This is a genomic window from Haladaptatus ordinarius (assembly GCF_054177595.1).
This window is the reverse complement of sequence record NZ_JBPEHH010000072.1, coordinates 1-20,542: the sequence shown is the minus strand read 5'-3', so window position 1 is coordinate 20,542 and position 20,542 is coordinate 1. Positions and strand designations below refer to the sequence as shown.

Annotated in this window: 23 protein-coding genes and 2 pseudogenes; 13 read left to right on the top strand and 12 right to left on the bottom strand. The window is 60.0% G+C overall.

Going from position 1 to position 20,542, the window contains the following annotated elements:
• Window positions 1-426 precede the first annotated feature (426 nt).
• Window positions 427-924, top strand: coding sequence for an NUDIX hydrolase (locus ACR3FF_RS19875; protein WP_458189858.1), 498 nt, complete (start codon window positions 427-429; stop codon window positions 922-924).
• 123 nt (window positions 925-1,047) lie between these two features.
• Here ACR3FF_RS19875 and ACR3FF_RS19870 read toward each other — a convergent pair whose 3' ends face one another.
• Complete coding sequence (locus ACR3FF_RS19870) at window positions 1,048-1,479, bottom strand: universal stress protein (protein WP_458189857.1); 432 nt, start codon at window positions 1,477-1,479, stop codon at window positions 1,048-1,050.
• A 225-nt stretch (window positions 1,480-1,704) separates the two neighbouring features.
• On the opposite strand from ACR3FF_RS19870, the gene ACR3FF_RS19865 reads away from it, so the two are divergent.
• Window positions 1,705-2,277, top strand: coding sequence for a DUF2238 domain-containing protein (locus ACR3FF_RS19865; protein WP_458189856.1), 573 nt, complete (start codon window positions 1,705-1,707; stop codon window positions 2,275-2,277).
• A gap of 75 nt (window positions 2,278-2,352) precedes the next feature.
• On the opposite strand, the gene ACR3FF_RS19860 is transcribed toward ACR3FF_RS19865, so the two are convergent.
• Window positions 2,353-2,502, bottom strand: coding sequence for a DUF7557 family protein (locus ACR3FF_RS19860; RefSeq protein ID WP_458189855.1), 150 nt, complete (start codon window positions 2,500-2,502; stop codon window positions 2,353-2,355).
• A 257-nt stretch (window positions 2,503-2,759) separates the two neighbouring features.
• Between ACR3FF_RS19860 and ACR3FF_RS19855 the strand changes: the two genes are divergently transcribed.
• Window positions 2,760-2,936, top strand: coding sequence for a hypothetical protein (locus ACR3FF_RS19855; RefSeq protein WP_458189854.1), 177 nt, complete (start codon window positions 2,760-2,762; stop codon window positions 2,934-2,936).
• 7 nt (window positions 2,937-2,943) lie between these two features.
• Here the strand turns inward: ACR3FF_RS19855 and ACR3FF_RS19850 are convergent, their stop codons facing one another.
• Window positions 2,944-3,501, bottom strand: a complete 558-nt coding sequence (locus ACR3FF_RS19850; RefSeq protein WP_458189853.1) for a flavodoxin domain-containing protein — start codon at window positions 3,499-3,501, stop codon at window positions 2,944-2,946.
• 317 nt (window positions 3,502-3,818) lie between these two features.
• Here ACR3FF_RS19850 and ACR3FF_RS19845 point away from each other — a divergent pair, with 317 nt between their 5' ends.
• The 3 genes from ACR3FF_RS19845 to ACR3FF_RS19835 all read left to right on the top strand — a co-directional run bounded on the left by ACR3FF_RS19845 (window position 3,819) and on the right by ACR3FF_RS19835 (window position 6,477).
• Window positions 3,819-4,460 carry a dienelactone hydrolase family protein gene (locus ACR3FF_RS19845; protein WP_458189852.1) on the top strand — a complete coding sequence of 214 codons (642 nt, stop codon included), beginning with the start codon at window positions 3,819-3,821 and terminating at the stop codon, window positions 4,458-4,460.
• Between the two features lie 53 nt (window positions 4,461-4,513).
• Window positions 4,514-4,939, top strand: a complete 426-nt coding sequence (locus tag ACR3FF_RS19840) for a VOC family protein (protein WP_458189851.1) — start codon at window positions 4,514-4,516, stop codon at window positions 4,937-4,939.
• 245 nt (window positions 4,940-5,184) lie between these two features.
• Entirely contained in the window at window positions 5,185-6,477 is a 1,293-nt protein-coding gene (locus tag ACR3FF_RS19835) for a TIGR00341 family protein (protein ID WP_458189849.1), read from the top strand.
• 166 nt (window positions 6,478-6,643) lie between these two features.
• Here ACR3FF_RS19835 and ACR3FF_RS19830 read toward each other — a convergent pair whose 3' ends face one another.
• From ACR3FF_RS19830 to ACR3FF_RS19820, 3 genes are all read right to left on the bottom strand, one after another.
• Window positions 6,644-8,857, bottom strand: a complete 2,214-nt coding sequence (locus ACR3FF_RS19830) for an LUD domain-containing protein (RefSeq protein ID WP_458189848.1) — start codon at window positions 8,855-8,857, stop codon at window positions 6,644-6,646.
• Window positions 8,854-9,354, bottom strand: coding sequence for an LUD domain-containing protein (locus ACR3FF_RS19825; RefSeq protein ID WP_458189847.1), 501 nt, complete (start codon window positions 9,352-9,354; stop codon window positions 8,854-8,856). Before ACR3FF_RS19825 ends, ACR3FF_RS19830 begins: the two co-directional genes overlap by 4 nt.
• A gap of 122 nt (window positions 9,355-9,476) precedes the next feature.
• Complete coding sequence (locus ACR3FF_RS19820) at window positions 9,477-9,650, bottom strand: hypothetical protein (protein WP_458189846.1); 174 nt, start codon at window positions 9,648-9,650, stop codon at window positions 9,477-9,479.
• Window positions 9,651-9,752: 102 nt separating this feature from the next.
• Here ACR3FF_RS19820 and ACR3FF_RS19815 point away from each other — a divergent pair.
• Together ACR3FF_RS19815 and ACR3FF_RS19810 are read left to right on the top strand one after the other, a co-directional pair.
• Window positions 9,753-10,103, top strand: a pseudogene (locus tag ACR3FF_RS19815) (hypothetical protein); the annotation flags it as partial.
• Between the two features lie 6 nt (window positions 10,104-10,109).
• Window positions 10,110-10,949 (top strand): Kelch repeat-containing protein, encoded by an 840-nt coding sequence (locus ACR3FF_RS19810; RefSeq protein WP_458189861.1) that lies wholly within the window; start codon window positions 10,110-10,112, stop codon window positions 10,947-10,949.
• Window positions 10,950-11,624: 675 nt separating this feature from the next.
• On the opposite strand, the gene ACR3FF_RS19805 is transcribed toward ACR3FF_RS19810, so the two are convergent.
• Window positions 11,625-12,047 (bottom strand): ArsR family transcriptional regulator, encoded by a 423-nt coding sequence (locus ACR3FF_RS19805; protein ID WP_458189845.1) that lies wholly within the window; start codon window positions 12,045-12,047, stop codon window positions 11,625-11,627.
• Between the two features lie 108 nt (window positions 12,048-12,155).
• Between ACR3FF_RS19805 and ACR3FF_RS19800 the strand changes: the two genes are divergently transcribed.
• Window positions 12,156-12,773: a DUF8170 family protein gene (locus ACR3FF_RS19800; protein ID WP_458189844.1), complete on the top strand. Its 618-nt coding sequence runs from the start codon at window positions 12,156-12,158 to the stop codon at window positions 12,771-12,773.
• Window positions 12,774-12,851: 78 nt separating this feature from the next.
• Here ACR3FF_RS19800 and ACR3FF_RS19795 read toward each other — a convergent pair whose 3' ends face one another.
• Entirely contained in the window at window positions 12,852-14,321 is a 1,470-nt protein-coding gene (locus ACR3FF_RS19795) for an arylsulfotransferase family protein (RefSeq protein WP_458189843.1), read from the bottom strand.
• A gap of 328 nt (window positions 14,322-14,649) precedes the next feature.
• On the opposite strand from ACR3FF_RS19795, the pseudogene ACR3FF_RS19790 reads away from it, so the two are divergent.
• A pseudogene (locus tag ACR3FF_RS19790) lies at window positions 14,650-14,961 on the top strand (cytochrome P450); the annotation flags it as partial.
• A 76-nt stretch (window positions 14,962-15,037) separates the two neighbouring features.
• On the opposite strand, the gene ACR3FF_RS19785 reads toward ACR3FF_RS19790, so the two are convergent.
• Entirely contained in the window at window positions 15,038-16,123 is a 1,086-nt protein-coding gene (locus tag ACR3FF_RS19785; RefSeq protein WP_458189842.1) for an NAD(P)H-binding protein, read from the bottom strand.
• 171 nt (window positions 16,124-16,294) lie between these two features.
• Window positions 16,295-16,420 (bottom strand): hypothetical protein, encoded by a 126-nt coding sequence (locus tag ACR3FF_RS19780; protein ID WP_458189841.1) that lies wholly within the window; start codon window positions 16,418-16,420, stop codon window positions 16,295-16,297.
• Between ACR3FF_RS19780 and ACR3FF_RS19775 the strand changes: the two genes are divergently transcribed.
• The 3 genes from ACR3FF_RS19775 to ACR3FF_RS19765 all read left to right on the top strand — a co-directional run bounded on the left by ACR3FF_RS19775 (window position 16,419) and on the right by ACR3FF_RS19765 (window position 19,245).
• Window positions 16,419-17,432 carry an LLM class flavin-dependent oxidoreductase gene (locus tag ACR3FF_RS19775; protein WP_458189840.1) on the top strand — a complete coding sequence of 338 codons (1,014 nt, stop codon included), beginning with the start codon at window positions 16,419-16,421 and terminating at the stop codon, window positions 17,430-17,432. The genes ACR3FF_RS19780 and ACR3FF_RS19775 overlap by 2 nt on opposite strands.
• A gap of 547 nt (window positions 17,433-17,979) precedes the next feature.
• Entirely contained in the window at window positions 17,980-18,381 is a 402-nt protein-coding gene (locus tag ACR3FF_RS19770; protein ID WP_458189860.1) for a CapA family protein, read from the top strand.
• Between the two features lie 354 nt (window positions 18,382-18,735).
• Entirely contained in the window at window positions 18,736-19,245 is a 510-nt protein-coding gene (locus ACR3FF_RS19765; RefSeq protein WP_458189859.1) for a CapA family protein, read from the top strand.
• Between the two features lie 54 nt (window positions 19,246-19,299).
• Here ACR3FF_RS19765 and ACR3FF_RS19760 read toward each other — a convergent pair whose 3' ends face one another.
• Window positions 19,300-19,986 carry a helix-turn-helix domain-containing protein gene (locus ACR3FF_RS19760; protein ID WP_458189839.1) on the bottom strand — a complete coding sequence of 229 codons (687 nt, stop codon included), beginning with the start codon at window positions 19,984-19,986 and terminating at the stop codon, window positions 19,300-19,302.
• A gap of 218 nt (window positions 19,987-20,204) precedes the next feature.
• The coding region (locus ACR3FF_RS19755; protein WP_458189838.1) for a zinc ribbon domain-containing protein at window positions 20,205-20,542 on the bottom strand (338 nt) is incomplete at its 5' end.

Genomic DNA, 20,542 nt, shown 5'->3' with positions numbered 1-20,542 from the left:
AAAGTCGGCATGGGTCAGGAGATCAGATCGCCACCGGTCGTGACCGCCAGGACGTTCGTCCGGGCGGTCGGCCGGTCACTCCGAGAGGGTGGGTGAGGAGACGACCCCCTCGCGCTCGCCTGCGGCTAGCCGCAGGACTCGCGTCCTGCACGTGAATTCGGCTGCTGTCTCCCAATCGAGCCGTCTTTTCCCATCAGCTAGCGATGGAAAGAGAGACCGACCCCGATCACTCCTCAGATTGCGTTTGATTCTATCGATATTCGTTTGTAGGACCTCTATATCCCGAAAACGTGGAAGCCAGGCACGTGAGAAATAATCGGTCGGATTCGCCACTCATCCGTCACCTGATTACTGAAGGGATGAATGACCCAGCATCGAGTTGAGCGGAAGAAAACATTTAGGAAAGTAATTCCTCGTCTAAGCCGGATGCCCCACCCCCGCCAAATCGCTTCTGAAGCACCACGTGTACAACAGACACTTCGACTCCCGGTTTCAAAACTTGAGTCGCTTCAGGAGTGGGCCATCGAGGGGACTGGGCTCACGGCTTCGGCCCGGGTGCGAGACCCTGATGGACGCTTCGCACTTGTGAAGAACAGTTGGGCAGACGGGTGGTTCTTACCCGGAGGGGGTGTCGAACCTAACGAAACTCCGGTTGCGGCCGCTCGACGAGAAGTCCGAGAAGAAACAGGACTGAACGCTACTATCGAGGCCCCACTCGTGGTTCTTGACCAAACCTACGTCTCCGAGGATGATGGAAAAGAATGGTTCTCCGCCCTATTTGTGGTATTTTCAGCCTCGGCAGACGGTGAAATTCCTGACGCTTCACAGTTGGGAGTGACCGACAGTGAAATCTCGGCGGCGCGATGGTTCGATACAATTCCAGAAGAACTCCACGACGGAGATGTTCTCCGTCATTACCTGTGAATGGACGTCACTCTGCACACAAAATCCATACTTCTTTGTCGGAAACTGCATCGAACGTCCATCAGAGCGGCCGACGGAGAGGGATGGTCGAAATTGGCGGGACGAGGAAGCCGACAGCGCCGTTCACCCCTCCCTGCGGACGGTAAGAACCGGTCTCTCGGAAGTGCGGACGACTCGTTCTGTCACACTTCCTAAGAGGGTGTGTTCGAGTCCAGTTCGACCGTGTGTTCCCATCACGATGAGGTCGGCGGCATGTTCGTCCGCGTATTCACGGATTATCTCGTCCGGGACGCCGAGGCGGACCGCTTCGATTGCCCGAACACCGACGTCCTCTGCTCGCTGACGAATCGGGACCGTCGGATTCTCGCCCGAAGTTTCGAGCATATCGATAACATCGTCGTGTTCCATAACGGAACTGAGCGGGCTCATTCGAACGTCGACGACGTACAGAACGTGAATCGTTGCGTCGTACGCTCTCGCGATATCGATGGCGTGTTCCGCCGCGGTCGTCGCCCCCTCGCTTCCGTCAGTCGGAAAGAGTATCGTATCGTACATCGATTGTTGCCCACCTTCTTCGTTGTTCAGTCTCGAGTTCGCCTATAGAAAAACAAACGCCCCGTAACCGTATAAACGGGCACCCGAACTCGCAGAACAGCAATAGGCGACGGCTGAACGAGAATTCTCGCGACACCCCGGCAGGTGCCCCGAATACAGCCCAACCGAATGTTCACAGAACGAACCTAATTGCCAAGTGCACCCGTTTCCGTAGATGAATATGTCGTGACTGAAATCTCAAAGAATTCGTTCGAACGCGACGTCGAACGCGGTATCAGGTACGCAATTATCGCCGTGTTCCTCGAAGGCGTCCGTCGATGGAACCTCAGCGTGGTCGTGAACGCGGCCACCGCGTTCGTAGCGACCTTCTTTCCAGATGTCGTCGAGCGTCGATACGGTGTCGAGTTCAGACCGTGGCAACGCATCTATACGGAGACTGCGATGTTTACCCACGCCTTCGGAATGCTCGGGCCGTACGACGACATCTGGTGGTGGGACCATCTCACGCACACTCACTCCGCGACCATCCTCGGCGGCTTCGTCTACGCCGCTTCCCACCGACGGGGCCACGACCCGAGTCCCCGCGTCTTCGGTGTCGTCGTCGTCGCAGGGGTTCTCTGGGAGGTCATGGAGTACGTTATTCACGCGGTTGCCAAGCGGGTCGGTCTCGAACCACTGCTCGTCCCGTACGGTCGGTCCGATACCCTCCTGGATATCCTCTTCGACCTCGGAGGGGCGCTACTCGTCATCGCGTTCGGCGGTGGTCTTCTCCGAAACTTGACCCACCCAATCGACTGACGCCGTCTTTCCGCGGTGTCGAAATCCGGTCCCGTCGAGACGACTGTCGATGGGCGTGGTCTAGAAAATGGGTGGTTATTCGGAGTATCCTTCCGTCAAGAACGCCCCTCCGGTCTCGTACATCGAGACCAGTTCCTCGATGAACTCCTCGTACGATTCGTCTTCCTCGAGGTGTTTGTCGAGTCGCTCTGCGAGTTCGTCGCTGAGTGTCAGTGTAACGGTCATGGTTCGTCGTTGGTTTCGTGTTTCAGTACGGTGGTGATTTTCGGTGGTTTCGAAGACGACCTTTTCATCACGGTGGCCAGAGCCCCGGCAGACTCGTCTCGGAGAGACGACACTCCGTTTCCCAGAGCACCATACCGTACTGACATCGCGTTTCCTCCCCCACTACCAGTACGACGGAAGAATCCATAAGTATACGTCTACGACCGCTCCTGTTTCACGCCGACTCGTTCGCGGTTCGCGCTAGCCGGTCGTCGTTCGTGCCTCGTCGGTCTCCCATCATCGAGCCGCTACTCCTGTCGTTTCACGGCCGTCTCTTCCTAGGCGGATCTGCAGCCGTTGGCCGACCAGAGTACCGCGCCAGCGATACCAAGCCCGAAGACGACGAGGGCGGCCACACGAAGCCCGTTGCGGCCCGCGTCAGCGTCTCGGAGTGACCCACCTTCAACGGTACGTTCGTTTTCGCTCTCGACGAACTCCCCGAACTCGACCGCAAAGCGTTCGACGTCGTCCCAGTCGGTGTACTCGTAGTCCCGTGACGTGTCGGTACCGTAGGCCTAGCACGAGCGCGGCCGCCTTGAACAGCCACCGCATCTTGCGGTCGTACTGGGTGTACTTTAACGCACCTCCGAACAGCCCGAACCGGTCTGGGTGCCAGCCGGTCGCGTCGACGAACTCTTCTACGTACTCCATCGCACCGTTGCTCGCCCACTTGAACGAGAACACCGAGGCCAATGACAGCTGGAAGAATCCCGACGGTCGGGCAGCCAGCGACTCGACGTGCTCCTCGACGAACGCGAGCACCTCCGGTTGATGTTCGCCGTTGTTGATGGACGCGCCGACCAGCACACCGTCGAACTCGTCCACAGCGACGTCCGAGGCATTCGAGACGTGTACCGTCGTTACATCGAACCCGCGGTCCGTGAGCACCGAGTCGATGTGCTCGGCCACTTTCCCCGTCTGTCCCTCACCGGTTCCATAGGTTACTAATAGTGAAGTCATCGCGTCTCACAACCTAGTTTCGCTCCCAGGATGCAAATACATTGTATGCGGTTCTCGGGGGGTGAGAAGGCAAATATGGGGGAATTGCTTCTCTATCGATTGCGCTGAACTGACGTCGCAGTCCCAAAGAGAGTCGTGCGGTCCGTCGGCAAACGACATCGCTGTGGCGGTCGTCGGGACGAGACGGCTCGTGGATTCCACGGCAGTACGCGTTCCGGGGGAGTTACGACGCTGTGTCAGCGATACCGATATTCCACAGTCGGTCCAAGAAGGGAACGGCCACGGCAGTAAAGCCGTTCGGCGATGTGGCCTCTGCTATGACGCAGAACGCAGAGACCCTCGTCTCCATTCCGGTCGACGACGTCGAACTCGAGGGGACGTTGGCGATTCCGGAGGGAGCATCGGGGCTCGTCGTGTTCGCCCACGGGAGCGGCTCCAGTCGGAAGAGTCCGCGTAACAACTTCGTCGCAAAGGTCATTCGCGAGCAAGGTCTCGGCACCCTGCTCTTCGACCTGCTCACCGAACGGGAAGATCAGTTCCGCGAGAACCGCTTCGACATCCCGTTGTTGGCGGACCGTCTAGTCGCGGTCACGGAGTGGGCCTGGAGCCGTGAGGACACTCAGGGCCTGAACGTGGGGTACTTCGGGTCGAGTACGGGAGCCGCGTCGGCCCTTCGGGCCGCGGCTCACCTCGGGGACGACGTCGGTGCAGTCGTTTCGCGTGGGGGGCGCGTCGACATGGCTCACGAGGCGCTCGAGGACGTTCGAGCCGCCACGCTCTTCATCGTCGGCGGTGCCGACACCCAGGTACTCGAACTCAACCGCGACGCCTACGACCACCTCTCTTGCGAGAGGGACTTTCACATCGTCCAAGGAGCCGGTCACCTCTTCGATGGCGAGGACGAACTCGAGGAAGTTGCTCACGTGGCCGCGAACTGGTTCGCCGAGACGCTCCAGTGAGGTCGAACGCAGTCTGAGAAGGATTTTATCCTATGTCAACGACAGTATCAGTCATGGTCCAAGGATTTCACCACGCTGCGCTCGCAGTAGCCGATGTCCCTCGCGCGGTTTCGTTTTACGAGGAAGTGCTGGGATTTCGTCCGCTCGGTCCCGACGACCCCGAGAGAACTATCGAGACGGCGAATTACATCTGGATGGACGCCGGCGGCGACGAGTGGTTGAACCTCGCCGACCGACCGGACACCACACCCGACCATCCCGGCGACATCAACGACCCGCATCTGGCATTCCGCGCGAGTGACGACGAAATAAGCGCCGTCAGACGACGATTGGCCGACAGGGACGTAGCGGTGCGCGACTCTCGGACGAGCATCTACTTCCACGACCCTGCCGGCAATTTCCTCGAACTGACAGACTGGAGCGGTCCCGATGCTACCGGTGTGGAAAGCAGAGACTCGGATGGAGAGAGAAACCGTTAATCGTCGGACCGTCCGGGGTTCGAGTACGTTCTTTTTCATCGTTGACGCCCGCCGTGTGCGGCAGCGTCATCTCGTTTGTTTAAAATTGCTAAGAAGTTTCATGTGTCACTATCTCAGCACCAAATTAGAAATTATAGTTGTAGTATTCAATTCCTTAAAATAGATGCGACGAACCTTAAGTATTGTTAAATATTACTACATTATACAATGCTTTTTATATATTAGCCTGATAATGTGGTCGCCACATGCGACTCGTCCGAACTCTGATCAAGGACGAGGACAAGGAGGCCGTTCTTCAGGTCCTCGACGACCAGGATATCGACTATATCGTCTCGAAGGAAGCGAGCGACCGCGGTGAGATGGTCATCGTGGAGTTTCCCGTTCCGGAACAGGCCCTCGAAGTCGTACTCGACGACTTCCAATCGGCCGGTCACGGTGAACATCAATACACCGTCGTCGCCGACGCGAAATCCGCCCTCTCTGCGAACATCGGCAAGATGGAAGACCGGTTCATAGTCGGTGAGGAACAAGACGACAGCATCGCAGGTGAAGAACTTCGGTCGCAGGCACTCGAACTCCTTCCGAACGCGTTCACGTACTTTCTCTTGACCTTTCTGAGCGCGGTGGTTGCAACCGCTGGGCTTCTCCTGGATTCTCCGGCGCTGGTCGTCGGGTCGATGGTCATCGCTCCGCTGGTCGGGTCTGCGTTGACGGCGAGTGTCGGGACGGTTCTCAGTAATCGGGAGATGATCGTCGATGGATTCACGACACAGATATACGGCCTCGGAATCGCAATCATCGGTTCGGTTCTCTTCAGTCTCGTTCTGAAAACGGGCCACTTTCTCTCACCGTCGCTCCATCCGGGAGCGATCAACCAGATTGCACAGCGCATCTCACCAGGGCTGTTGTCACTCATCATCGGTGTCTGTGCTGGTGCTGCGGGTGCGGCCGGCCTCGCGACCGGAATCTCCGCTGCGCTGGTCGGCGTGATGATTGCGGCAGCACTCATTCCGGCCGCAGCAGCGGTCGGAATCGGCATCGCGTGGAACATTCCGGCAATCGCACTCGGCTCACTGATACTGCTCGTCGTGAACGCAGCATCGATTCACGTCTCTGGTGTCGTAGTACTCTGGTATCTCGGCTATCGACCCGATGGGTGGGAACCAGGTGCGATTCGGCCGAACCTCTCGTTCAGTCGGATAGGGCCATCCGCCGTGGTCGCGTTGCTACTCTTGTTGTTGTTCGTCACTGCGGGCGGCGCTGTGTCGACCCACGTCGCATTCGAACGATCGGTCAATGTGGCCGTCGGGGAAACGCTCGGTCAACAGCAGTACGACGAACTCGCCCTCCTGGAGGTTCGGACGCAGTTCAACGACGATATGCTCTCCAACCGACCGCAGGAAGTGACTGTCGTCGTTCGTCGCCCTCCCGATAAGGATTTCCCTCGTTTAGACGATCAACCCAAAGAGCGGATTTCGGCGAAAACTGGACGCAAGGTGACCGTCAGCGTCGAATTCATCGAACGTCAGCATACTTGACTTTCTATCACTTTGATAGTACGCAGGGTGCCTCGAAACGCAGTGGTGAGGCGGAAAATCATCGCGGGAGGCGACCTCGGCTACCTCCGGGTCGAGACCAACATCGCAGAAAGTCCCGATTTCGGTATCTTCTGTCTCCGCCTCGACGGTGTGGGCGATGAGGTACTCACTCGGGAGCGACGAGTTCGATTGGGTGTCGAGTCGGTCGTCGAAGGAGCGACTCTAACTGTTCCAGACACGACGTTCCGCTGGCGATGACGGTTCGCTCGCGGGCGTCGGACGTCGTGAACTGGTCTCTGAGGTGGTCGCCGACGTCCATGCTCAACTCGTAATACTGCCGTTTGTAGCCGAAACTCCCCGCCATGCCACAACACTCGACGTCCGAGAGGAGCACTTCGTATCCCAACTCTTCGAGGACGGCCGTGGTGTGGGCGTCCAACCCCATCGTCCGCTGTTGGCAGTGGCTGTGATAGGCGACCCTCTCGCCGTCGCCCGACGAGAGGACGTCGGGGGTGGCACCGTTCTCGAGGAGGCCGAAGACGTACTCCAGAATCTCGTAGCTGTTACCCGAGATGCGCTCGTAGGACCGCTCGGGGAGGAACTTCTCGTACTCCCGGTCGAACATCGCGAGGTCGCTCGGTTCGATGACGACGGTATCGCGGCCCGCGTCGATGTGTTCTGCCAGCGCTGCGTACACGTCGTGGGCGTGTTCCTCGGCGGTGGCTATCATCCCCTGCGAGAGTGGGGCACGGCCGCTGGCACGAACGGGTGGAATCCGGACGCGAACGTCGAGCGCTTCGAGCGTCCGGACGGCGGCCTTTCCGCGTTCGACGTGGACGTGGTTCGTGTAGACGTCGGGATAGACGACCGCTTCTCGGGAGGGGTCTTCGACCTTCGAGTCACGGTCGGCGAACCAGTCGACGAGGGTCTCGCGCCGGAACCGTGGGAGGTCGCGCTTCCGGTCGATTCCAACCGTCCGCTCTAGCGCGGCCCGCACGGGGCGAGTATCGGCCAGCCAGTTCGAGACGGGGGCGAACGCGCTGCCGAATCTCGCCAGCGTCTCGACGTTGCCGAAAAGACGCTTCTGGAGGTCGAGGCCACCGGATTCGGCGTCGGGCGTGAGACCGTCGACCAGCCAGTCGAGTTCGCCGTCCGCACCACGGTTGGTGCGGTCGCGGACGACCGTGTTTATCCACGGGATGTCGATTTTCACGGGACAGGCGTTCACACAGCGCGTACACCCCGTACAGAGGTCGTTGAATTCGGCAGCACTGTCGAGTCCTTCGACGCCCGCTTCCCAGCCAGTAGCGATGCCACCGGTGTACGTCTCCCCGCCGAAGGCGTGGCCGCCGACCGACTGGAAGTTCGCACAGGAGTTGGCGCAGGCCGAACACCGAATGCAGTACAGCGTCTCTCGCAGGTGGTCGTCTTCGCGCATCGCCATCCGACCGTTGTCCACGAGGACGAGGTGAAATTCGCGGTCCGTTCCCCCGTCGTCGCCGTGGCCGAACCCCGGTTCGTCGGGGCGCTCGAAGTCGATGGTCGGTGACTCGACCGGCGGCGTGAACAGGGAGACGTAGGAGGTGATGTCCTGGCCAGTCCCCGACCGACCGATGAGTTCGACGAACGGCTGTAGGTCCTCGACGCTGGGGACGATTTTCTCGACGCCCGCGACTGCGACGTGCGTATCGGGAACGACGACGGACTTCCGAGCGTTCCCTTCGCTGGTGACCAGTGCGATGGTGCCGGTGTCGGCGGTGACGAAGTTCGCGCCAGTCATCCCGATGTCGGCGTCCTCGATGAGGTCGCCGAGTCGGCCGCGGGCGAACGCCGTCAGTTCCGCCGCGGTCTCCAGGGGTTCGTCCGGGTCGAACTGTGTGTTGAACAGCGCTGCAATCGACTCCCGGGATTTGTGGATGGCGGGCGCGACGAGATGCGAGGGTGCTTCGTCGGCGACCTGGAGCACCCACTCGCCGAGGTCAGTTTCGACGACGTCGACGCCGGCGGCTTCGAGGTGGTCGTTGACGTCGAGTTCCTCTGTCGTCATCGACTTGCTCTTGACGACGCGGTCTGCTGCCCGTTTTCGTGCGAGGTCGGTGATGTATCGGTTCGCGTCTGCCGCGTCGTGGGCGAGGTACACCGTTCCGCCGTTCGCTTCGACCGTCTCGCGCAGTTGCTCGACGAGGTCCGGCAGGCGCTCGATAGCGTCCTCCTTGATGGCGCGTGCTTCGTCTTTCAGTTCCTGGTAATCGTCGAGACGGGCGACCGACTCGTAGCGTCCGCGATTGAACCCGCGGGTGTTCTCGCCGACAGCGTCGCCCTCCGACGCCAGCAGGCGACGAATCTTCTCGGCTTTCGCTTCGCGTGATTTCGAACTCATCGGTCGGTGAGGATGACGACGTGGACGTCTTTCGGCCCGTGTGCGCCACGGACGAGTGCACCCATATCTGCAGTCGCACTCGGGCCGGTAGCGACGATTGCGCTGTCCCGACCGGTTCGAATGTCGTCGGCGAGGCGGTCGAACGCGTCCGACATTCCGGGTACGACGTCGCTTTCACGGACGACGGCGACGTGGCGGTCCGGGAAGAGGCTCACCGGTTCCGTGCCATCGGGCGTGGCCTGGATGACGACGCTGCCGTACGAGGCGATGGCGAAACGTGCCGCCGTGACGCCCGTCGTGGCGGCGTTCAGCTCGTCGGGGGTCGGTGAGACGGTGACCTTGGGAGGCAACGAAACCCCGTCGAAGGGGAGGGGTGTACCGACGGCCGGCCGACGGACGACGTCGTTCAACACGTCGGACACGTCGTCGGCAGTCGTTTTCGACCAGCCGACGTCGAGTCGACCCAACGACGATTCGAACTCGGTGATTGTCTCCATGTCCGTGCATGCGTAGTTCCCCCATATCGGTGTTTCGTCCGTGGTGACGGTGTGTTCCGAATACGACGACGCCTCACATTCCGGCAGCGGACCGACGACGAATCGTCGGACGACCGCGAACGCTACCCCGTGAGCGACGTGACGACGGCCGGCAGTACTGCACCCGCCTTCACGACCACGAGGAGACCAAACGCGACGAAGACGGTACCGAGGACGAGTGCACTCGCTCGCACGATGACGAAAACGCCCCGAGTGCTCCCGCCGGGACCGTGAGCACGGCGATTGCGAGCGGTCATTGCCCGATTCGGTCGGAGAGGTCGCCGTCGTTTTTTCGAGAGAGCTCGACGAAACGAGGGGCAAATTGATTTCGGGTATGGACGCCAACACCGAACAGAGAGATGGGGCGACACACATCCGGTACCAAGGTGGGGATATCCCGACGGAGGTGGTTGAAATACGTCGGCACGAGTCTCGTTAGTCTCTCGGTCGTGTCCCCGAGTGCAGCCGCGGGAAACTCGAATACACACGCTGAATCACGAACGTCGAACGAACGACCTCGTAGTCGAGTCGAATCTGGCTGGGCGAACCAGGCACCAGTTCCAGCCGCCCAGAGCGATGCAGGGGGTGGTGTTCTCAACGGCGAACTATACTACTTCGGTGGCTTCAGGTCCGGTATCGAGCTGCAGGCAGTGCGAGATGCTTTCGCCTTCGACCCGACAGCCTGCCGTCGAAACGCGTGGCGCCGTATCGCGGACATGCCACGAGGACTCTGGGCGCCATGCGGTGTCGCCACACCTGACGCGATTTTCAGTTTCGGTGGTGCACCATCGCGCGGCCCATATCACCCGAATCGACCGCCAACAGATGAAATTTACAGGTATCGGCCGAACGACGGCTGGACGAATCTCACCGCGACGCACGACGTTCGCTGTCCGTACCCCAACTGGGCGATGGGAGGAGTATTCAATCCGACCGATGGTCTCGTGTACTGCGTTGGTGGCGGTACGGTCGCATCCAGACGGAAGAGTGCGAGCAACCACGGCTTGCGACGCCCTCGGCCAGGAACGTTCGACGAACGGCGATTGTGGACGTTCGATCCGAAACGCAAGCGCGTCGTCGATTCAGATGTCGGCAGAATGCCAAAAGCGAAACGGTGGCCCTCTGTCTCACTCTGCGAAATCGATGGGCGACAGTATCTCTACGCGATCTGCGGGTTGCTCGGTGTCACCGGGCCGACGGCGTCCAACTTCCGCTTCGATATCCGGCGTGGCAACTGGGAGCGGATGAAACCGGCTCCACTCCCTGGAATCTATGGGACGACGAGCAATCCTGTCGTCGATGGAGTTGTGTATCTCACACACGGTCTCTTCTGGAAAGGAAATCCCTCTGTCGACAGCTACGCAACCGTTTGCCATCGATACGATTCGAGAACGGACCGCTTCCGGACCTCGCTTCCCGAGCCGTGTTTCCGCCGCGGTGGAACCGTCGACGGCGTCATCGATGGGACGCTCTACGTCGCCGGTGGGCACATCAAACGCTTCGACCAGAACGGGTACCACGACTGTCAACGATACACGGAAGCATTCCATCCGTGACAGACGTCGGTATATCTGCAGACTGACACTGTCGCCGTCACGAATCGCCACTACGATGGTGAACGTTCCAGCGCTCATCGGAAAGGATGCGGAATACCTGTCTCGACACTGACTGTAGTTAGACGACCGTCATACATATTTCAATAAAATTCGAAAATGTACATAACGCTGCTGCTGGTACACAAGGGACATGGCGAGCAGTAACCCTCCAACGAATTCCATCGGCCAACCCATCTGCGGTCGCGTCGACCACCCATCGGACAGTCCCTGTCAATGTGTCGTTCCATTTCCGGGCAGACCGTGTCCCTACCATCGAAAGTGAATCGGCTCTCTCGGTGGGCGCTAACCCTCTGGGACAGTGAGAGCGACCCCGTCGACGAGATGTGATTCCCGCATCGCCATGGCTTTGGGGTGGCGAGTGATTTTTTCGACTTCGACGACTATCGTCGTGTATGTCCTCTACGTCCTACCAGTGTACGTGCGGTGCGACCCTCAGGTACAAACAGGACCTCACCAAGGAACAGGGGGAGGTCTACCCGACGTGGAAGTGCAAAGACTGTGGGACTCCTGTACCCGGGCAGATCGCCGAGAAAATCAGACACCAGCACCCGTCTTGAGAATCGTCGGATTCGTCTCCGACAAAATCCCGACGCGGACGACGCTGGCCGACGGCACTCACTCGATCTGCGGTCGAGTGAGTTCCTCTGCGTGTTTCACGTCGTCCGGTTTCTCCACTTGCGCGTAGAGGGGCTGGCGGACTGCGGGGTCGAAGATACCGTTCTTGTCGAACAGTTCGCGCGCCTGTTCGGTGACGTAGTAGAACTTGTACGGTCCTTCGTCGGGTCGCTGACCGTCGGGGAACTCGACACTACCGACGACGTTGGCCGCCACGAGCTTTCGAAGATGCCCCAGAATCGTCGTGCGGTCGACGTCGGGATTCAGGTACTGGAGCTCTTTCATGCTCGGCATCCCTTTCGGGTGGCCGACGATGTCCGCGATGAGGTCTTTCCGCGTCTGTTGCGTGATGACGTCGAACACCTCGAAGACGTCGAAGTGGTTCGATTCGTCGTTCGGTTGCACGCCAGCACCCTGTGACATAGTACGAGTGACAGTACGTCGGCCAGTGTTATAATGATGTTGGTCAATGCCAACATCTGCATGTCGTCGTTCTCACCCGGGGTTCGCGCAGTCAGAGGATACAATTAGGTGACGACTGTACTGCAGATAATGCCGGACAAACGCACTGAACTGGGGAGTATTGTCGACGAGACGAAACGATACTCGGCGAAAGACACCCTCTCGCGCGACCAGTATCGGAAGATAAACCGCGCCCTCGATGAAGATCTGGAGACGTTCCTGCTGAGCGGACGGACGTTTTTCGTCCTCGGGAGTTACGGAGAGAACGAACGGGACCGGCTTACCGCCGTGAAAAATCGACTCACACAGGAAGGCTACGCGTTTACGATGGCCGACGTACCCGAGGCGTGGGAGTTCTGGACGACGAAATTCAAGGTGCTGGCGAACCGTGCTGACTACATCGTCGGTGTGTACGAACACGCCGACGGTGGCCACGAGTGGGAAGCCGGCTACCTCGACCACGAGGAATATCGGAAGAAGATACGCGTGCTAAAGCGAGCCTACGTCGACCTGGACGACCCGACGGACGAACCGTTCGACGGGATGTTCGCTCACTTCATTCAACTTCTCGACCGACTCGGTCGCGTCTACTTCTGGGAGGGAAGAACGGACGCTCCGGACGCGGTACTCACCGACGATTTACTCGATGTAACAGAGAGACTCGTCGAGGATATCGGTCGTCGCTGATCACGAAAACGGTAGTCCGATTATCGGTTCGTTCGTGTCGAGTACCAGAACCGGGGTGATACCGGTAATCGGCTGAAGTCACTCTCGACTCGCCGGTTCGTCGCTGGCGCTGCCGCTCGTCGTTAGCCGACGCCGACGGACGTACCACCGCGTTTCGAAGCCAGCCCAGATGAGAGCCACTATCCCACCGAGCACGATGGCGAACACTTCCGGAACACCCATCCAGACCGGCGTGATGTACATCAGACCGTTCAGATACTTCCCGGGGATGAGACTCTTCACCGCGATCCAGAACTGGTCGCCCAGACTTCCGGACCGAGAGGCGACGGTGGCGGATTTCGCACTCGGGCCGTTCGTGGACTCGTCGCCGGATTCGAGACGCTCTGCTTCGTACGGGAAGGCAATGTTGAGCTGCCAGACGACGTCGCCGTTCTTGTCGACTTCGAAGACGCGGTTGCCGTTTGAGTCCGCGATGAGCGTGTTGCCGTTCGGGAGGCGGTCGGCATCCCGCGGCCACTGCATCCGAGCGTCCCGCCAGACCCAGGTCTGTTTCCAGTTGCCGTCAGCGTCGCGCTGGTATTCGATGACCCGGTTGTTTTCGCTGTCTCCGACGACTGCTGCAGGACCGCCGTTGGACGAGTTGATGAAATCGGGATTGTGTTGTTCGTAGAGGATGTCGTAGTTGTCCTCCTCGCCGAGGGTCTGTTTCTTGACGACGCTGTGGTCGTCCGGGGAGAGAAACACCACACGGTCGTGGTTCCGCATACTCACCATGATGCGCCCGTCGTCGAGAACTTCGACGTCGTTGATGTGCGACCAGTCGTCGGGGAACGGGCCGCCGGTCGTCGAGGGGTCGAAGGAGTCGGACGCATTCCAACGCCACACGATTTCGTCGGTCTCGGTGTCGACGACGAACACGCCGTCGAGGTAGATATCAGCGACCACGATGTGGGTGTCGTTGAGACGGTCGACGTCGTGGTACCGCGTCGCCTCTTTCCCGGGAGTGTGGTGGCCCCAGACCTGTGTCACCGCGCCGGTCGTGAGGTTCACGCGTTCGACGCCGTTGTACGTACAGGCGTTCACGTCGCCGTGCGTCTCGTAGTAGGTGTTCCACATCTCCTCGCTGACACCGTACTGACTGGGGTTCCACTCGTCGGCACTCGGACACTCGGAACCGCTCCGATGGTCGGCGTACGAGTACTCGACCGTCGTTTTCGTCCCTTTCACGGGGTCGACGTCCCAGTAGCGCGTGTGGGTGTCGTTGTAGTAACGAACCGTTCCGTTCGGATTCAGAGCGACGAGTTCGGCTCTCGCCCGTGGCCCCTCGCTGGCTTGCCCTCGCCAGGAGTTCGAATCGGTCGCGATAACTGTGATGCCGTCCGATTCGGGGGCGACGTTCGCATCGCGGTCGACGCTGTGGCCGTCGATGTGTGATTCGAACGTCGATTCGGTCCCCGATGTCGCAACCCCGTAGCCGACCGTTGCAGTCGATAGTATGAGGAGGGTCGCGAACAGTATCCGCAGATGACGTTTTGAAACTGATATCATTGGTTTCGTTATCGTGCCACTTTCGTCGACCCACGCCGGTTTTCAACCGCGATGAAGGACGATATGGCATGCGAAATCGTACTCGTGACCTCAAAATCCTTACGAAGTTTCGAGTGCAAATACTCGCCCTTCGAGACGAAGACCACGCCGAACCAGACGCTCTCCGGACTGCCCATCGACGCCGTATCGAGCTTTCCGGATGAATCGAAGTCGTACGACCGTCGATAGATGTTCACAGTCCGTTCTTCGACTGCACGTCCTCGATGAGGTCGTCTGTCGTCAGAGTGTATCAGGCTAGAACTATCTGTTCCGAGTGACATCTTCATGTATGACCGATGGTACGCCACCGACGCCGAAGGGTGTTCCACTCCTCGGTAACGGCATGGCGTTCTCGCGTGACCCATTCGACGCGGTGGAGGACTGGGCAAGCCGTGGTGACGTCGTCAGACTCACGTTCCCCGGTCGGTCGATGTATCTGGTGACCGGGCCCGACCTCATCAAGGAAGTGTTAGTCGAACGTCAGAACCGGTTCACTATCGGTCGTGAGCAACAGGAGATCTTCAGTGGCATCGAAGACAACGCCCTGACCGCAAATACGGGTGACCGGTGGAGACGACTCCGACGAGCGCTCCAACGAGCGTTCACGTGGGACCGGGTTGAAGAATACGGTGTCCGGATGGCGGTGGTGAGTCGAGTTTCTCGGACACCTCGTTCCGTCACGCGCGCTGTGGCCGGTAGTTGTGTGATTCACAGTGGGGACACGAACGCGTGTTCGCTCGGAACTGCCGTCCACACGAACGACAGTGATAGCGAATCGGGACGTTTTCGCCCCACTGGTATCCGTCGGGAGTAACGACCAGTCTGCCAGTCTCGAGCCAGGTGTCGACGATTTGCCGCAGCCCCTCGCGGTACGTCGGGTATCTGGGCTCCCACCCCGTCTCTCGCTCGAACTTCTCGTTGGTAGTCGGAAACGGACTCGTGAACCCCTGGGCGTTCACCTTCCCGACGAACAAGCGGGCGAGCCACCCCGGAATACGACTCGGCTCCGGGGCATCCAGTAGCGATGCGAACTCGGTGAAGAACTCGGCCCCCGTTACAGATTCGTCGTCGACGACGTGGTAGAGGCCGGTCACCTGTTGGTCTATCGCATCGGCGAACGCACGGGCAGAATCCTCGACGTGTAAAACCGACATCTCGGCATCCCTCCGGCCGAGGAGTCCCTCACCGACGATAGGCATGTCGCCGGATAGAAGTTTCTCACCCCAAAAACGCGTGTGGCCAGCGTCGGGGGCGTAGTAGAATCCCGTACGCAGTATCGTCGCATCGAACCCCCGCGTTTCGGCTGCTTCTTGGAGGTACCGCTCGACGTCTGCCGCCGACTGCGTTGCCCGGTCGGGATGTCTTTCGGCGCCCTCGTCGAAGCGTGAGCCGTCGGGCTGGCGGGCGACCCAGACGACGCTCGGGAAGACGAAGCGATCTACGACTGTCCCTGCGGCCGCGACGAGGTTTTTCGCACCTTCTTTTCTGATGCGGTCGTTCCGTTCCCAGTCCGCTTCCGTCGGCTTCATCGTGACCGGGAAGGACGTCGCCGCGTGGACGAGCACGTCCACGTCGTCTACGGCCGAGTCGAGTGTCTTCGGTTTCAGCACGTCACCGCGACGCGGGACACCACCGCGCGCCTCGACGAGGTCTGCACCGTCGTCGTCACGGACGAGGCCGTGGACTTCGTGTCGACGGTCGGTGAGTCGGTCGACGAGTCGATGCCCGAGGACACCGGTTGCGCCTGTGATGAACACCTTCATTACGTTTCAGGATTCGGTCCACACTCTCGAGTGGCTACTGCAGGACACCTCCGGTGGATTTAAAACGAGCACGTGAGCTGAAAGGTGGTAAACTTCGCTCGGAACGTAACGGTCGTCGACGAATCCGTCGGGAACGAGGTCGACGTCGTGAGCGCCGTCTCGAGATTGGTATCACCCTGGTTTTCTGTCGGCGATTTCCACGTCTCGTCGGTGGCCATCGAACGTGAACAGGGCCGACGCCTCCTCTGTGCGATAGCCACCGAGATTTTTTACGACGCGCGTGAAAAGCGCTGTCATGGGTCACGGTCTGCTACTACCGGACGTCGATGAGGTCAGTCCGACGGCGCTCGCTGTTCGTGCAGAGGAACTCGGCTACGAGTCGGCCTGGCTCGGCGAACTCTGGGGGACGAGCTCGCCGATTCAACTCACGGAGATTGCCGGCAAAACCGAGAGAATTACGGTCGGAACCGCGATTTTGAACGTGTTTTCGCGCACCCCGGCGACGCTCGCGATGACCGCCAACACTCTCGACCGTATCTCGGGTGGCCGGTTCATCCTGGGCGTCGGGACGAGCACGTCGAAAGCGGTCGAAGACCTGCACGGCATGGCGTTCGACCGCCCCGTCCGGCGTGCCCACGAAACTATCGAACTGACCAAGCGGTTCCTCGGGCACGAAAGTGGCGACGGTGAGCTGGACGGGAGTGATGGTCGACGCGTCGAATACGACGGCGATATATTCCACGCTGCAGACTTCCCGGCACTCGATGCCGACGTTCCGGTCTACCACGCCGCACTCGGGCGCGCCAATCGTCGGGTCGTCGCACGCCTCTGTGATGGATGGATACCCCACAACATCCCGTTCTCGACCCTCGACGAGGCGTTCGCTTACGTCGCCGAACACGCCGAGAGAGCAGGACGCGACCCTGCCCGAATCACGGTGGCCCCGTACGTCCCGGCAGCGGTCGCGGACGACCCCGAATTCGCACGCGACGCTCTTCGCGGACACCTCGCCTATTACGTCGGTAGCGGCGAGGGATATCGGAAGGCGGTCGCCTCGCGGTTCCCCGACGCGGCCGACCGAATCGCCGAGGCGTGGCGGTCGAACGAACGCGACGAAGCGGTCGGCTACGTCACCGACGAGATGGTCTCCGACCTCGGCGTCGCCGGTACACCCGACGAGGCGCGCACGCAACTCCGCGCCCTCGTCGAGAACTCGGTAGTCGACCGCCCCATCGTGACCATTCCACAACAGGTAGCAGACGACGTCGCTGAAACGACGATCGAGGCACTCGCACCGGAAAACGTGTGAACCGCCCCGGAGCGAATCCGTATCATTCCGCCTGCGTTTTCCGTACCGTCGACGAAAAAGCCTCGAACAGAGACGCTGTGCCGATTGGAGTGGATGTGCGCTCCGCTGACGCATCTGAATCCGGATTTCGCTTCACCCGAAACGACCGCTTCTGTCAGCTGAGACGAGGACGAACTGCTCGGTCACGTCTCGAAAGCGATCTCCCACGTTGTCCGCCACAAGTGTGAAAATGATATAACCATCAGATACTGATATAATATATCAAATATAACTAGTTCAATGAAGAAAGAAAGACGGGAATTCCTCACGGCCGTGGGAGCAGTGGCGATTGGAGGATGCACCGAAAGCTTACCCGACTCACCGCCGTCTAACGAGACTGTTCCGTCTAGCGCGCACACGACAACTGAGGTGTGACCACGACCGCAGGTACCGGTCCGTCCGACGACCGTGAGCGCCACCGAACGACGATCGGATTCGCCGGTGACACGATGGGCGGGCGTAATCTCAACCGGATTTACGGCAAAGAGGACGTCGAACCAGCAACCATCTGGGGCGATTTCGAGCCTCGACTCCATCCCTCGATGGCGTCTTCTGCAACCTCGAGTGCTGTCTATCGAAGCGCGGTGAACGGTTCCCTGACCGAGCGTACTACTTCCGCGGCGACCCCGAATGGGCAGCCCCCGCACTCGACGCCGGGAACGTCCAGTTCGCGGCGTTGGCGAACAATCACGCGATGGACTTCGGAGCAGTCGCCCTGACCGATACGATAGACGCGCTCGAGGGGGCCGGTATCGAAAACGCAGGCACTGGCGAAACCCCGACAGCAGCACGCGCGCTGGCGACGTTTTCCGTCGGTGACGTCGACGTCGCCGTCATCTCGTTCTCGGACGAATACGAAGCGTACGCCGCGACCGACGACCGGCCAGGAGTGACCTCCTCCTCGCCGTAAGCGGCGAGGCTTCCCACGGCACCGCACCGCTGGTTTGGGATATTTGCTGGTTGACGACCTGTGGGTATGATAGGCCGATGGCGGGGCCACACCGCCGTTACTCCTATCCCGGCATGGGACTCGGAGTTATCTTGCTGACCGAGACACCACAGCGGTTCGAGAGGGTGTCTCGAACGTTCTGGGTCTCGGAGTCCCGATATTGTGCAATTGAGTGGGCGGTGTGACCGCCTCGGTGTCCATCATATTATGAACCGATACTACTTAAATATCCGTAGTAGTGTCGATGCGTGGTTTGTGAAGGAGTTGCCGGATTCACTCCCGCCGTAAACGGCGGGATTCTCTCCTCGCAGAAAGATAGCCTGGGCCAAGACCGACCCCGAGAATCCGGAAACCCGCCGGGTCGTCGGGAACGCCATCGAGCGCGCACAATCGGCGAATCCGGACCAGCTCGTCGCGTCAGTCCACTGGGGAGAAAATTGGATCGAGCGCCCCAACGACCGACTCGTCGCGTTCGGCCACTGGCTCGTCGATCGAGGTGTGGATCTCGTTCACGGCCACAGCGCACACGTCGTCCAGGCGGTCGAACAGTACCGCGACAGTATCATCCTCCACGATACCGGCGATCTGGTCGACGATTTCGGAATCAAAGACGACCTGAGTAACGACAAAAGCTACCTCTTCGAAGTCACGCTCGACGGCGGTGATTTTGAAGAGATACGACTCGTCCCGTTCCACATCGACGACGGCGTCTCTCGCGCCAGCGAGGACGAGGCGGCCTGGCTCCGGAAGACGATGCACGGGCGCTCCGAACCGTTCGAGACGACGTACGAACGGGATGGCGACGGTCTCGTGGTCCAACTGTGAGCCATTCGTCCACGGACCGGTGAACTCTTCTGGACATCGAGGGGTGAGGCGTGCTCACTCGTCCGTCGTCGGGTCGATGTCGAATAACGAAGCCATCGATTGTTCGATTATCTTTTCGTTCGCTCGGCGGAGACGTTCGGAGGCCGCCTGGTGGCTGATACCGAGGAGGTCGCCGAGGTCTTTCTGGGAAATCCTGCGTGGCACCTCGAAGTATCCGTGGGTGAATGCGACGCGAATCGCTTCGATCTGCTCGGGTGTGAGGCCGAGGCGCCGCCCTTCTGGAGGGCGGATGTCGGTTACCCTGTCGAGCGTGAACGCGATGTCGTGGGCATTGCAGTAGTCGTCGAACCGAGAGAGCCCGTCTTGCGTTCCGAACCGAACTCGAAACGTCCACTCGCCGTGTTCACCGTAGCCTTCAATTATCGTTCCCTGCGCCTGGAGAATCCCATCGAGTAGGCTCTCGACCGTCGGAAGCCAGTGGAGGTGGTACAGGCGTTTGTCGTCGATGGCGGTCAGTAACTCGAATTCCTCGATGTCCGGACTCTCGGCGAACGCGTCCTCGATAGTCTTCGGATTCGGTGCTTCTTCCGTCGCCATCACCCAGACGAAGGGAAGGTACTCGTCGTCGCGTCCCATCGGGACGATGCGGCCGAACTCGATTCGCAGGGCGGGTGCTGCCTGAAACACCTGACCGAAGGCGAATTGCTCCGCATCGAGACGGATGTCGATTTCAACAGTCACGATGATTCTACGGGTCCTGGTATCTTTTGCCTTCTCTTCTTTCGTCCTTTCGGAGAACCCTCGTTCACGAACCGAACGTGCACCCGTCTTCGGCTACGACAGGTCGTGCCAGTTCTCTATTAGTGACATCCTCGCCCGCCCTAAAGGGCGGAGCTTCCTACAAGGGAAGTCTTATAGAGGTTTCAGGACTGAAACGTCGCAAGCGTCGTCTGTCCGGGTTACGGACTCGGCATGCGGTGTCCTGTGGCACTGTCACAAGTGCTCCCCTCCTGTGGGGTGTCATCGCCCGTCGATTTTAGCGACAGGCTCTCACCCCACGGGTCTACGCGACCGGCGATGTTCGCCGCCGCGTTAATATCAGCTTGATACTCCGTTACCCAACACTCGTCGTTCGTACATCGAAACGTGGCCTGTCTGCCACGATATCCGAGGTGGCTGCATGCGTGGCACGTCTGACTGGTGTACGCGGGGTTCACCTTCCGAACGGGAATCCCTGCCTCGGTCGCTTTGTCCTCGATACGCCCGGCAAGTCGAGCGAACGCCCACGAGTGCAACC

What these genes read in the sequence shown, in the direction of transcription:
- ACR3FF_RS19875 (WP_458189858.1), top strand. Translation starts at nt 427, where the DNA reads ATGCCCCACCCCCGCCAAATCGCTTCTGAAGCACCACGTGTACAACAG.
- ACR3FF_RS19870 (WP_458189857.1), bottom strand. Translation starts at nt 1,479, where the DNA reads ATGTACGATACGATACTCTTTCCGACTGACGGAAGCGAGGGGGCGACG.
- ACR3FF_RS19860 (WP_458189855.1), bottom strand. Translation starts at nt 2,502, where the DNA reads ATGACCGTTACACTGACACTCAGCGACGAACTCGCAGAGCGACTCGAC.
- ACR3FF_RS19850 (WP_458189853.1), bottom strand. Translation starts at nt 3,501, where the DNA reads ATGACTTCACTATTAGTAACCTATGGAACCGGTGAGGGACAGACGGGG.
- ACR3FF_RS19845 (WP_458189852.1), top strand. Translation starts at nt 3,819, where the DNA reads ATGACGCAGAACGCAGAGACCCTCGTCTCCATTCCGGTCGACGACGTC.
- ACR3FF_RS19840 (WP_458189851.1), top strand. Translation starts at nt 4,514, where the DNA reads ATGGTCCAAGGATTTCACCACGCTGCGCTCGCAGTAGCCGATGTCCCT.
- ACR3FF_RS19835 (WP_458189849.1), top strand. Translation starts at nt 5,185, where the DNA reads ATGCGACTCGTCCGAACTCTGATCAAGGACGAGGACAAGGAGGCCGTT.
- ACR3FF_RS19830 (WP_458189848.1), bottom strand. Translation starts at nt 8,857, where the DNA reads ATGAGTTCGAAATCACGCGAAGCGAAAGCCGAGAAGATTCGTCGCCTG.
- ACR3FF_RS19825 (WP_458189847.1), bottom strand. Translation starts at nt 9,354, where the DNA reads ATGGAGACAATCACCGAGTTCGAATCGTCGTTGGGTCGACTCGACGTC.
- ACR3FF_RS19820 (WP_458189846.1), bottom strand. Translation starts at nt 9,650, where the DNA reads ATGACCGCTCGCAATCGCCGTGCTCACGGTCCCGGCGGGAGCACTCGG.
- ACR3FF_RS19810 (WP_458189861.1), top strand. Translation starts at nt 10,110, where the DNA reads ATGCCACGAGGACTCTGGGCGCCATGCGGTGTCGCCACACCTGACGCG.
- ACR3FF_RS19805 (WP_458189845.1), bottom strand. Translation starts at nt 12,047, where the DNA reads ATGTCACAGGGTGCTGGCGTGCAACCGAACGACGAATCGAACCACTTC.
- ACR3FF_RS19795 (WP_458189843.1), bottom strand. Translation starts at nt 14,321, where the DNA reads ATGATATCAGTTTCAAAACGTCATCTGCGGATACTGTTCGCGACCCTC.
- ACR3FF_RS19785 (WP_458189842.1), bottom strand. Translation starts at nt 16,123, where the DNA reads ATGAAGGTGTTCATCACAGGCGCAACCGGTGTCCTCGGGCATCGACTC.
- ACR3FF_RS19775 (WP_458189840.1), top strand. Translation starts at nt 16,419, where the DNA reads ATGGGTCACGGTCTGCTACTACCGGACGTCGATGAGGTCAGTCCGACG.
- ACR3FF_RS19780 (WP_458189841.1), bottom strand. Translation starts at nt 16,420, where the DNA reads ATGACAGCGCTTTTCACGCGCGTCGTAAAAAATCTCGGTGGCTATCGC.